General features: G+C 46.6%; 10 protein-coding genes. 4 read left to right on the top strand and 6 right to left on the bottom strand.

Annotated features, from left to right (window positions below):
* Positions 1-107 precede the first annotated feature (107 nt).
* Complete coding sequence (locus QUB68_RS06960; protein WP_332990667.1) at positions 108-1,451, top strand: oligosaccharide flippase family protein; 1,344 nt, start codon at positions 108-110, stop codon at positions 1,449-1,451.
* 347 nt (positions 1,452-1,798) lie between these two features.
* Here the strand turns inward: QUB68_RS06960 and QUB68_RS06965 are convergent, their stop codons facing one another.
* From QUB68_RS06965 to QUB68_RS06975, 3 genes are all read right to left on the bottom strand, one after another.
* On the bottom strand, positions 1,799-2,785 hold the full coding sequence (locus QUB68_RS06965; RefSeq protein ID WP_332990669.1) for a hypothetical protein: 987 nt from the start codon (positions 2,783-2,785) through the stop codon (positions 1,799-1,801).
* A 130-nt stretch (positions 2,786-2,915) separates the two neighbouring features.
* Positions 2,916-3,821: a zinc ribbon domain-containing protein gene (locus tag QUB68_RS06970; RefSeq protein WP_332990671.1), complete on the bottom strand. Its 906-nt coding sequence runs from the start codon at positions 3,819-3,821 to the stop codon at positions 2,916-2,918.
* A 176-nt stretch (positions 3,822-3,997) separates the two neighbouring features.
* Positions 3,998-4,237: a NifU family protein gene (locus QUB68_RS06975; protein WP_193975189.1), complete on the bottom strand. Its 240-nt coding sequence runs from the start codon at positions 4,235-4,237 to the stop codon at positions 3,998-4,000.
* A 22-nt stretch (positions 4,238-4,259) separates the two neighbouring features.
* Here QUB68_RS06975 and QUB68_RS06980 point away from each other — a divergent pair, with 22 nt between their 5' ends.
* Positions 4,260-4,412, top strand: a complete 153-nt coding sequence (locus tag QUB68_RS06980) for a hypothetical protein (RefSeq protein WP_332990674.1) — start codon at positions 4,260-4,262, stop codon at positions 4,410-4,412.
* 103 nt (positions 4,413-4,515) lie between these two features.
* On the opposite strand, the gene QUB68_RS06985 is transcribed toward QUB68_RS06980, so the two are convergent.
* Positions 4,516-5,166 (bottom strand): DUF3386 domain-containing protein, encoded by a 651-nt coding sequence (locus tag QUB68_RS06985; protein ID WP_332990676.1) that lies wholly within the window; start codon positions 5,164-5,166, stop codon positions 4,516-4,518.
* A gap of 312 nt (positions 5,167-5,478) precedes the next feature.
* Between QUB68_RS06985 and QUB68_RS06990 the strand changes: the two genes are divergently transcribed.
* The gene (locus QUB68_RS06990) at positions 5,479-7,017 is read left to right on the top strand and encodes a PAS domain-containing protein (protein WP_332990679.1); all 1,539 of its coding nucleotides are present in this window, start codon (positions 5,479-5,481) and stop codon (positions 7,015-7,017) included.
* A 644-nt stretch (positions 7,018-7,661) separates the two neighbouring features.
* Here QUB68_RS06990 and QUB68_RS06995 read toward each other — a convergent pair.
* Complete coding sequence (locus tag QUB68_RS06995; protein WP_332990680.1) at positions 7,662-8,471, bottom strand: sensor histidine kinase; 810 nt, start codon at positions 8,469-8,471, stop codon at positions 7,662-7,664.
* A gap of 447 nt (positions 8,472-8,918) precedes the next feature.
* Here QUB68_RS06995 and QUB68_RS07000 point away from each other — a divergent pair, with 447 nt between their 5' ends.
* Positions 8,919-9,050, top strand: coding sequence for a hypothetical protein (locus QUB68_RS07000; protein WP_332990681.1), 132 nt, complete (start codon positions 8,919-8,921; stop codon positions 9,048-9,050).
* Between the two features lie 88 nt (positions 9,051-9,138).
* On the opposite strand, the gene QUB68_RS07005 is transcribed toward QUB68_RS07000, so the two are convergent.
* Positions 9,139-11,034: an ATP-binding protein gene (locus QUB68_RS07005; RefSeq protein ID WP_332991154.1), complete on the bottom strand. Its 1,896-nt coding sequence runs from the start codon at positions 11,032-11,034 to the stop codon at positions 9,139-9,141.
* Positions 11,035-11,510 lie beyond the last annotated feature (476 nt).

Here is an 11,510-nt window from a genome sequence, read left to right on the forward strand (position 1 = left end):
AGATAGGCGACCGTTTTCTGTGTTAGCAGGCACGCTGCTAAAAGCAACTGGTACCACAACTTCGCTCAAAAGCCCGCTCTTTCGGTTTCTCTTACGCTAAATTTATTATGTCATCAGTTAAACAGCTTGCTGTCCGAGGGGCAGTGTGGACGATCGCTAGCTACGGGCTCAGTCAAGTGCTGCGGTTGGGTAGTAACCTGATCCTGACTCGCCTGCTAGTACCGGAAATGTTTGGTCTGATCAGTCTCGTTTACGTGTTCATCACGGCTCTGCACCTGTTCTCAGACCTCGGTATCGGTACTAGCCTCATCCAGAATAAGCGCGGGCAAGAACCCGATTTTCTCAACACAGCCTGGACTTTGCAGGTATATCGGGGCCTGATTCTTTGGTTTTGTACGCTGTTGATGGCCTGGCCAATTTCCCAGTTATACCAACAGCCTCAGTTCCTCTGGTTAATCCCTGTGGTGGGTTTGGGCACAGTGATCTCTGGGTTCAATTCAACTTCGATATTCACGATCAACCGGAATATGGATTTTCGTAAGCTGGCAATTTATGAGTTGTCGGGACAGTTAATGGGGATTGTGGTAATGATTGCTTGGGCTTGGTTCAGTCCGACCATCTGGGCGATATTGATCGGCTCCTTTGCATCACAAATTCTGCAATTGGCGTTGAGCCACTATTGGAATTCTGGTTCGCCTCACCGCTTCATCTTGAATCAAGAGGTAGTTAAAGAAATTATGTCTTTTGGAAAGTGGATATTTGTGTCCACGGCTTTAACATTTTTTGCTGAGCAAGCCGATCGGCTGATTCTGGGAAAAATACTGACATTGGATGTTTTGGGCATTTACGGCGTTGCTCTGACGCTTGCTGACATACCGCGCTCTGTCACTTTAGCTCTGAGTGGCAAGGTGATGTTTCCGGCTATTACCAAGTTTGTTGAACAGCCTCGCGAGATACTTCGCGCTAAGATCCTCAAAAATCGCCAACCGATCCTGATCGCATTTGCGGCTGGCTTAGCACTCTTGGTGAGCTTTGGAGATGTCGCGATTAAGATATTGTATGACGATCGGTATATTCAGGCTGCTTGGATGTTGCCGATCCTAGCTCTGGGCATCTGGCCTCGGGTACTTTGCAATAGCGGAATTGAGTCAGCTCTATTTGCGATCGGGAAAATTCAATATCCAGCTTTCGGTCAATTCTTGCGGTTTCTTTGGACTAGCATTGGATTGTGGGTGGGATTTTCCACCGCAGGATTGGTGGGGGCGATCGTCGCAGTTGCCCTGAATGACCTTGGCTTCTATGCTGCAATTAGCTACGGTCTTTGCCGCGAAGGATTGAATGCTTTGGTGCAAGACCTTCAAGCAACAATTCTGCTTTCAGTGTTTCTTGCAGCCCTGCTGTCAGCTCGGTACTTTTTGGGGTTTGGTCTGCCTATAGATTTACTGCTTTAAATCAATCGTGAACCGCGAATTAGGGAGGTTTTTTTTGAATACTCCTGGACGCAAATTTTAAGTTTTTACACTACCAATAATGAATGTAAGGTGCAACCTAAGCACTCAACAAATAGAGTTTGTGGATAATATCAATTCTGGCTGCGCCGGAATGATCAGCGAGATTTTGGATAATATTAATTCCAATCCAACCGGAAATGATATTAGTCCTGTTGAAGTGAGGTACGAAAAAACTAATTCGCAATTCCCTTCTATGAAAAGGAACCACTGATTTCCGCGAGGAGCAGCTAATTTAACTGATAAAGGCTATATTTCTGTTGCAACTCGCGGAACACCGTTTGGGAGCATTATGGTCGTCGCCCGACTAGCTGGGCGACTCCCTCGGAGAAGAATCGGGGACGGACTGCTTGGTTTGAGACGTAGTGAATGGCGATCGCATCTGAGGAATTTGTCGCTAGTCCCATCTGGTACGAAGGCGGCAGTTCATTCCACCCGAACTCTCCGGCCATCAGGGCCATCAGGGTCTGCTCTGCGAAATAATGGGCGCGCCATTCGGGCGTGTAGGCGCGCAGCATCCGCTCTAGGAACTGAAACTGCTCGTCCCCAAACTTGGGAATCACGACCATACCGCAGTTGAATCCGCATTCGATACGAGTCCCGCACCGCGCCTCGAACTCCTTCACCGGAGCCAATACCGACACCCAGTCGAATTCGTCGCGAAAGCTTGTTAGCGCGAGACTTTCGTGGGCCACCAAGCACTGTTCGAGCATCTCCGTCGGGCGATCGAAAAACAGGACATCGGAGTCTAGAGCAACCACCACTTTCGCCCGCTCTGACATATGGGAAGCAACGAGTCGCGAGCCAAAGAAGTGAGTACCGAAGAAGCTTCGCAAGAATTCAAACTCGTTTCCCGCTAACCGCTGATCGACCCACTTCTGGGCGTCTTCATGCCAAATGAATTGAATGTTTGGAAAAAACTGCCTAAACCGCAAGACATCCTCTGGGGTGATCGAACCGTCTGAGTGAATCACCGGGGTCATCTTGCCGTCCGTCCATCGGAGCAGGCTCCACAAGCTCCAGATTCCCATCGTTATGTGGGAATGACCGCAAAGCATATGAACTTCGATCTCTGATTCGACTGGAGTATCGATCGGATTGAGGACGCCCTCGGACGCCAGTTTGTCGAGGAGATTACCCGCCCAACTATTCAGGCGTTTGAGCCGCAATTTATATCGGACTTCCTGATGTCCGCCGTCCAACAATACGTACTTTGCGTATCCCAATTGCTTGCGAATTCTGTGCAGAAGGTTTTGGGGGGAATCAGTCGTCTTCATTGTGTTTGATGGCTCCATGCGCGTTCCTCAATACCGAGATAGGGTGCTTTGACGATCGGACTGCGAAAATTCATACCTCATCTGAGGTTTAAAGTTACAAGGTCTGGCAGTTTCATTGACACTCTCAGGTCTAAAGACACTGAGATTCTGCGGACAAAGCAAGCTTGGGTAACACCCAAAGTCTAACTCTCGCTACGGTCGTCAAACACCGCCTATTCAGTTGGTCAAGGCTTACACCTAACTTACTGACTACTTTTCTGAGAATATTGGCAGCACCATTTAAATCTGCATTCACCACCGTTCCATTAGCTGACCGATACAGTCCACGTTTAATTCGTTTTCCAGATGCTTTCCACCCAGATGGCTTTTCACCATATCTGGGCAGGGAGTCTCCATCCAAAAAACTAGCTTTCGATGTATAGGCTTCTTCGGTTTCAGCAAACTTGATGCCGTGCAAATCACACAGTTTTTTTAACCTATTTTTCAGTTTACCTAAAGGCATTTTAACGAATTTTTGATTGTTCACTTTGCCCAGATTGCTGTTAGATTTGAAACCTTGATTCCACCCAATTATTAGTGTACCAATGCTGGCCGTCAACCCCAAGGAAAATATTAAGTGATTGCCAACAAGTTTCGGTCTTAACCCTCCAGAATTAGGATAAGCTACTTTGAACAGCTTAGACCCTTTCAGGTATCCCGGTGGCTTGGGCTTAAAATGCAATTGACTTTTAATGTACAAATCCCTTAATTCTTTAAAAGATTTGAATGTCTCTGTGACCGACATCAATGTTTGTTGCATTGGTGTTGATGGCAAGGACTTAGCAACCATTGACTTTGAAACTGACGATTCAACAGACAAATCAAACTTTCCAGTTAACAACTTTCCTGTTTTGAAAAAAGTTTGACGAGCCAAATAAACGCCACTGTTGTACAGTTTACCTGATTGTTGACAGAGATACTCCAACAATGCTTGAAGTTCCTTGTTAGGAGACAGCAATACTTGCTGAACTCCCATTACTTTTTTAGCTTTAGTCACCTCTGTTTCCCTAAAGACTGGTTGATTTGTCTAGTCTAGGCGAGTGAAGACCCACATCACTCGGCCAACTAAAGAAAGAACACGGGGACTGAAGTCCCCCGTACCGCTTCCCTAGGAAGGACTAAAGTCTCGCTCGTTTCTCGCATCCCGTATTATTTTTATGATTGAGCGATCGGCTACATTACCTGTTCTACTTCAGAGATTTCTGGGATGGCCTCGCGCAGGCGGCGTTCAATGCCCATTCTCAGAGTCATTGTGGAACTCGGGCAAGAGCCACAAGCTCCTTGCAGTCTCAGGTGTACAACTGGGCCGTCGATTTCTACGAGTTCGACGTTGCCACCGTCGGATATCAGGTAGGGGCGCATTTCATCAAGAACTGTTTCGACGTTATCTCTGGTTAGTGCTAGTGTCGTCATAATATTTCGCCTCTGTGATGATGTGTTGCAGTTGATTTTGTCGGATTTGTTCGATTTGACGGAGCAGCGGGAAATTTCAGAAACTGATGGGTTTCTCGATCGAAGATTTGGGCGCTCAGATCAGCCGCTGGCAGAAAATGAGGTTTCTGTGATGCTGATGCTCGATCGGAGTTGACTCTCTAGTTCGATCGTACCGTTACTTGCCGCCAAATCAAGTTGATTCTGATAGACCAACCCAAAAACCCGTTTTATTTAAGAAATCGGGTTTTTGGTTAGTGCTACACTACTGCTGGTTGTAGCAGTTTGACGTTGGAGTAGTTAAACTCGGTTGTTGTCAGTTGACCTTTTTCTTTCGATCGCACTACTTGCTTGGTCATCACATAATAGTCGCCAATCTTCTCAAAGGTATCTTCAAATTCGAGTTCTCTGATGATCTCGTCAGTTTGGGGGTTGCGGAAAATCGCGTCGTAGTGGCTCGCCAAAGAACCTTCGGGCGTTTCTAAGCTTTTGTGGGTGTCAATTACAAAAGCCATGCGGCCCATCACCCGGCTGACTTGAGAAATCGACAGACCTCGGATTTTATAATTCGACCCCATGGAGTCGCCCTGGACTAAAATATCCACAGCGTCGGTGCTGTCCTTCTCGCCGAGGGTGAAGCTATTTTTGCCGTGAGATTTTTCAAATGATGAGCGCTTGCGGTGGGTAACAATGTCCCGCATTTGCGTGTAAACGCTCTGCTGCACTTCCTCGTCTGCAATGCCGCTGACTTCCACGGTCATGTCCGGTTTGATCGAAACATGACCCGTATATACTTCCTCGCCTTGTTTGAGTTCAATATCGGCGCTGTAACCGGGAAAGTTGGCATCCCAGGTGTAACGGTGTTCGTAAGCAGCGCGAAATAAATCGCGAGCGTTGGCTGGCTCTGTCATAAATCTCTCTTTCTATTTACACACATCTAGTTTAGCTTAACCGCTCCAAGCCTGGCATTCACGGGATAGGGCAGTTGCGGGCAGTTGCGGGCACTTCTTGGGGGTGCTGTTGGGCTGGCAATTCGATCGCAACAAGAATTTACCTTCTGTATAGCTTGCTACGATCTGCCAATAAAGTGACAAAATAGATGGTGATTGAGATCGCAGTCGATCGCCTGACAGCAGTCTTAGTTATGCGTTATCTTGAAAAAACTTCTGTCCACTTTTGAGGGATTGCACCTTTGGCAACTATTATATCCTCTCATTAATAAAATGCTAGAAACAGTTTACAAATACTTAGAAACATTGCAGGAACAAGTTAACCACTTGCCACCCCCGCAACAGGCAATTTTAACAAAAGCTGTGGAAAATTTATCAAATTCTTTGCAGGAAATGGCAGCCCGCCGCCAGTTTGAAAGTGCGACAAATAACGCAGCAAAGTTAGTTGAGGCAGAAAATTTAAATCGCCTCTTGGAACGCACAATCGCGCAGCAAAGAGCGCAAATCAGACAGCTACAGGAGAAATTGGACAAAGAAATCAGCCAGCACCGCAGGGACAATCAAGTATTAACTAAAAGCGAAGCCAAACTGCAAGCTACGCTGCGCTATTCTCCCGATATAATTACTATTATCGGCTCCGACGGGCGAGTGCGATACCACAGCGCAGCCCTAGAGCGGGTTTTGGGTTACAACCCAGAAGAGAGAATTGGCAAGTTTCACGGCGAGTTAATCCATCCAGACGATTTGCTGGCTTGGCGGGCGTATTTTGGCAAGCTACTCGAAAATCCCGGAATTCCAGGGACGATCGAATATCGCAAACGCCACGCTAACGGTTCTTGGATTTACTTGGAGTCGATCGGCAACAGTTTGCTTTACGATTCTAGCGTGCAGGGAATTCTGATAAATTCGCGGGAAATTGGGGAACGCAAGCAAGCAGAAATCGCAGTCCGCGAGTCGGAATCCCACTACAGAGTTATATCGCAAATTACTTCGGATTTTGCCTATTCTTTTCAGAGGCTTGCAGACGGCAAGTTCGCCTGCGAATGGGCGACAGAAGCTTTTGAGCGCCGCATCGGCCGCCTTCCCCAACAATTAGAATCGTTTGGTTGGTGGAACTCTGAACTCGTTCATCCCGATGACAGGGAAATGTTAGTTAAACAGTTAGAAGGCTGTAGTTTCAGCCGCACTGGAACCAACGAGTACCGCATTATAAATCAAAAAGGCGAGGTGCGCTGGGTGCGCGACTCTTGGCAAGCGATTTGGGACAAAACTGAAGGGCGGGTTGTGCGTTTGTGGGGCGCTTGTCAGGAAATTACCGATCGCAAGCAAGTAGAATTGAAACTGCAACTCGCTAACGAAGTCACGATAGCACAGATAGCATCGGCGCCGCTAGCGATTAACTGTACCGGCAATGACGGCACCACTCTTGTGTGGAACCGCGCCGCCGAAGAACTTTTTGGCTGGACTGCGGCTGAGGCTGTGGGGCAACCATTGCCGAATATTCCTGAAGGCCAAAAGCAGGATTTTTACGCGCTGCTGAAGTCTGCGGGTAATGGCAAACTGCAAAAAGGTTTGGAAGTATCTTTGTTGAAAAAAGACGGTAGTTCGATCGATGTTTGGCTGTGGGCGGCACCCGTGCGAGATGCCGCAGGCGAGACACTCGGCAGTATCAATATATTTTCTGACCTTTCAGAACGCAAGCGCATAGAGCAGGAGCGCCAAAAACTAGCCGCGATGAAAAACATGAAAGAACCTTTTTGGGCGCGCTATGTCAGCCCTCCAGAAACTAAGAAAAAAAATGGCGATATGTAATTCCATCAAGCACAAGTGCAAAACATTAAAAGTGCTCCACAGCAATCTTTTGCTGGCGATATAATTTTCGGTAAAATAACCGTTACCAAACAGAATTGGTTTAAAGCCTCCACCTTAAAGGCGAGAAATTAAAATCAGACTATTCATTACTCCAATCCTCGGACTTCCAGGTAGAGGTCGCCCTCAACTGTCAACTGTCAACTGTCAACTGTCAACTGAATGAAGACTTTGTAGTGAGGGCTTGCAGCCCTCATAGGTTGATGAGGACTTGCAGCTCTCACTACAAACCTATTTTATGGGTCGTTCTAGCCGACATAATATGATATAGCAACCGCCACATAGGCTAGGACATAAATAATGTCATGAATAGATCCTATGACCATGGGAGCATAAACGGTTTGATGCTTGTACACTGTCAACTGTCAACTGTCAACTGTCAACTGTCAACTGCTATAAATGCACCCAGATGCTACGTTTAGTAGTTGGTATGCTGTGCTGGACAAAACCCTAATGACCTAAAAATAATTGAGTAACCAGCCACTGAATTTATTCAGGGAATCTATAGATGCAAGTGTAAGATTTTCCAGGCAGAAGACTTGCCTGCACGGTAAATATTCTACTTTTTAAATGGGCGGCTCAAATCTTTACTGGTGCAGAGATTTCTCTTGCCTCCTGAAAGAGGCTAACTCTGCGTGAGTCTGGCAAGCTTCACTTGACTCAATAGAATCTAAGACATTACCAATTACCTTAGAAAGGTGGAGAGCCGAACGGTGAGCTTCTTCGATAAAAGCTCTCTCCTCTATAGGATCGTCGGCCAGATCATCTACAGTTAGTTGTAGATAGCCGATGATGTGATTTAGGGGAGTGCGCAGCTCGTGGGATGCGGTTAACAAAAATTGCTTTTTGAACTGGGATATGTCTTGTTTTCGCTGGCTGTTCTCTTGGTAGAGGGTGGCAAGGGCGATCGCACTTCCGACTTGATCTGCAAGTTCTTCTGCGAATTCGATCTGGCATTGAGTCCAAGGTCGATCGACCCCACCATTCCCCGACGATCCGCCCTCGCATCGGTGCAAACTAATTATGCCATTAGGTTGCTCTTGATAAGCGGTAGCCACTACTAGCAGCGAGTGCCGCTCAAAAGGATCATCGGCTCCCAAGGACTCTACTACCACAGGTTCGAGGGTGGCTAGAGCTTGAACGATATGAGGTGCTGATGCGAGCGAGATTCCCACTCCCAGCATGGGTAGAAATGGTTCTTGGCAGTATTCAGCAGCCACTTTGACTTGCAGGCTAGAACTTTGATAGGGACAAATGATGCAGCGACTGAGGCCTAGCGTTTCTCCCAGATTGTTAACTGTTTGCTGCCAAATGGTATGGATATCCAACGTTCGACGAATCTTTCTGCCCATTTGCAGTAAAAGTTTTTGTGATTGAGCTGATACTTGCTGATTCATAGCAACCCCTTTTTCTACTAGATTTTGCAAAAGCTTACTAGCCGGACAACAGAGCAGGAATTTACTTAATTTGCTGGCCGCAAACTGTCCGATTTGGAACTTACGTAATTACACTTAAATTTTGCCATAGGCAATCAAATATTACTAAGTAGTTTGGCAATCTTTACAATATCTTTATGATTCTCATATAAAACTGAGAGCGTCAAGCTTTCTTAATAATCCTTTACATTAGGGGATTGGGAAGCTGAATCAGTCCTATGAGTTGAGATGAAGTTCTTGTAAAGTTGGCGATTTACGGGGGTTAATGGGGGGGGCGATCCCCCAGGGGACAGATCAAGATGAGCTGTTATCCCTACCCCCCCGAATGCCATTGATGCGAATTCTGCGTTGGTCTGGAAGTGGCGGGGGCGATCGGTCTGAACCCAAAACATCTATGGAGGGAGATTGGTGACGGACAATGTAAAATTTGATACTGTGGTGACTAATATAACTGTGTTTTTAGGAAAATTGGCAATTTTCGATGATTTTTATCCAGGAATTGGTAATTCTGGATACAGTAATCTCGAAATTATCAAGTGAGCGATCTCAAATTGGTAAGTGGTGAATTGAACCATATTGACCAATGACCAATGACCAATGACTAATGACCAATGACCAATTCCCGCGATCAATTTTTAAACAGCGGTTCTTGATAAAGTGGCACAGTAAAAGTAACAGTCGAGCCGAGTCCTTCTCCCATACTGTAAAAATTTACTGTACCCCCCATTGCTTCTATGAGTTTTTGAGAAATAGCTAATCCCAAACCGGTGCCGCCATACTGCCTGGTACGAGCGCCGTCCACCTGAAAAAATGACTCAAATAATTTATCTTGCTTGTCGAGAGAAACCCCAATGCCAGTATCGGCGACTCGGATTTTTACCATTCCGGGGAATTGCTGGCTGTAAACCGTCACCTTTTTCTTGATAACTTCGGCAGTGATCCGAATTCCTCCTTCCCTGGTAAATTTAATCGCATTGCCAATCAGGTTCAACATTACCTGAAGCAAGCGTTGGTAGTTGCCGTACAGAATAATTTCGTCCTCGGCTGCGGGTTTTTGGATCTGAAATTGCAATCGCTTTTGCTGTGCTTGAACCTGGGTAAAATTCTCAACTTGCTGCAACAGTTCGTTGAGTTTGACGGGAGCGAGGTCTAACTGCATTTTGCCAGCTTCGATTTTAGCAATATCCAAAATATCGTTAATTACATTGAACAAGTGTACTGCCGATCCGTAAGCTTCTTCGATAAATTGGTGGGCTTCTACGGGGTCATCTGCCATGCCGTCCAGAACCAGTTTTAGGAAGCCGAGGATGCCGTTGAGGGGGGTGCGGAGTTCGTGGGAAGTATTGGCAAGAAATTGACTTTTAAGTTGGGACAGAGCGACGGCTTCGGCGCGGGCTTGTTCTAATTCTTGGTAAAGTGTAGCGTGGGCGATCGCGCTGCCGACTTGAGCGACTAACTCGCGGGCGAATTCGAGTTCGACTGGACTCCATGGAGGGGAACTGCCGCAGCGGTGCAAACAGATGAGGGCATTGGGTTGTTCTTCATAGGATGTGGCTGCTACGAGCACTGAATGGCGATCGAAGGGATCGGCGGCGGGGGAGGCGTAATTGAGTGCTACAGGTTTTAGGGTGGCTAAAGTTTGAATCCACCCCGGCTGTTCGGCTGCGCGCAGTTCTAGTCCCAGCATCGAAGAGTAAGGTTCTTGGCGGTACTCAGCTACTACTTTAAAAGTTTTCGATTGGAGGTTTTCGATTTGAGCTGGGGAAAGTGGGGGCGAGCAGTCGCTGGCAATTGACTTTTGTAATTCGGCTTCTGGGGCTGGATAATTTTGCTGATTTTCTGAGGCTAGGAAGGGGGAGGATTCGAGATTTTCGCTGGATTTTTTGGAGGAACAGATGATGCAGCGGCTCGCGTTCAAGACTTGACCCAAACTGTTAGCTGTTTGTTGCCAAATTGTCTCTAAATCGAGGGTTCTGTGCAGGTTGTGAGCGATTTGGGAGATGATGTTGCGATCGATTTGGGAGTAGGGAGGGAGCGCTCTACCGATCGGGCTTGCTGGATAGAGCATTTGTTGGCGGGCGTCGGAGGGGGATGGCAAAGCTGGATCGGGCATGAATTCTGGGGAATCTGGCGGCAATTCTGTGGGTTTGTCAGACAGCAGCCTTCCCATAACTAAGACTTTTGTAGCTTTGCCGTTGGAGTCGATCGCTGGAGTGACTGTCAAATCGAACAGAAAATATTGTCCGGCGCGGCAAAATGGATAGCTGAACCGTTGCGGGACGAGGGTTTCGAGCACTCGGCGCAGGATTTCGAGATAAGGCTTAGGGGCGATGGGTTGCAGGGTTTCGCTGAGGGGGCGATCGACAATTTCTGCTGCTGTGAGGTTGTACTGTTCGGCTTTTTGCCAGTAAAAAGATAGGTATCGACCCTTTGCGTCTTGGATAAATGCTAATTCTGCCCCTAACTCTTGAAAAAATGCTGTAGAGGCGAGGCTCGATCGCCGGAAATCGGTGTTAGAGTCCATCATGAGTTGGGGATGAAAGTAGTTCTGATTTTTTAATCTTAAGTTTTTGATTAAAAACTCAAGATTAAAAATTGTTTTCGGCTTCGATCGTTAAGTTGTGAGTTATTGCAGAAGGAAGTTTGGCAACGAGTAATGTACGGGATTTAACGGATAGGAGGAAGAATTAAGAAGCAATATAAGAGCTCATTTTTCAGCAATTAAGAATGTCCTAACCCTGTTGGCGATTGCTATATTAATCAACTAAAAAGTTCTTGGCTCTTTAATTAATGATGCACAGATTCAGAACTCACAACTCACAACTATTTTAGGCTTCTACGATTGCGTCTTGAATTATTAATGAGCTAAAAAAATACTTTTTTAATTCAGAACTGAACTCAAAACTCACAACTATTTGTTGTCAGCCGTTTTGGGTAATTAGGTGGGTACAAATAAACATTAGGTGGGTCGGGCGGGTTTTGCCTTGACAAACTGGTTTG

Origin of the sequence: Microcoleus sp. A006_D1, from assembly GCF_036702805.1 — a bacterium.
Taxonomy (GTDB): domain Bacteria; phylum Cyanobacteriota; class Cyanobacteriia; order Cyanobacteriales; family Microcoleaceae; genus Microcoleus.

What these genes read in the sequence shown, in the direction of transcription:
- QUB68_RS06960 (WP_332990667.1), top strand. Translation starts at nt 108, where the DNA reads ATGTCATCAGTTAAACAGCTTGCTGTCCGAGGGGCAGTGTGGACGATC.
- QUB68_RS06965 (WP_332990669.1), bottom strand. Translation starts at nt 2,785, where the DNA reads ATGAAGACGACTGATTCCCCCCAAAACCTTCTGCACAGAATTCGCAAG.
- QUB68_RS06975 (WP_193975189.1), bottom strand. Translation starts at nt 4,237, where the DNA reads ATGACGACACTAGCACTAACCAGAGATAACGTCGAAACAGTTCTTGAT.
- QUB68_RS06985 (WP_332990676.1), bottom strand. Translation starts at nt 5,166, where the DNA reads ATGACAGAGCCAGCCAACGCTCGCGATTTATTTCGCGCTGCTTACGAA.
- QUB68_RS06990 (WP_332990679.1), top strand. Translation starts at nt 5,479, where the DNA reads ATGCTAGAAACAGTTTACAAATACTTAGAAACATTGCAGGAACAAGTT.
- QUB68_RS06995 (WP_332990680.1), bottom strand. Translation starts at nt 8,471, where the DNA reads ATGAATCAGCAAGTATCAGCTCAATCACAAAAACTTTTACTGCAAATG.
- QUB68_RS07005 (WP_332991154.1), bottom strand. Translation starts at nt 11,034, where the DNA reads ATGGACTCTAACACCGATTTCCGGCGATCGAGCCTCGCCTCTACAGCA.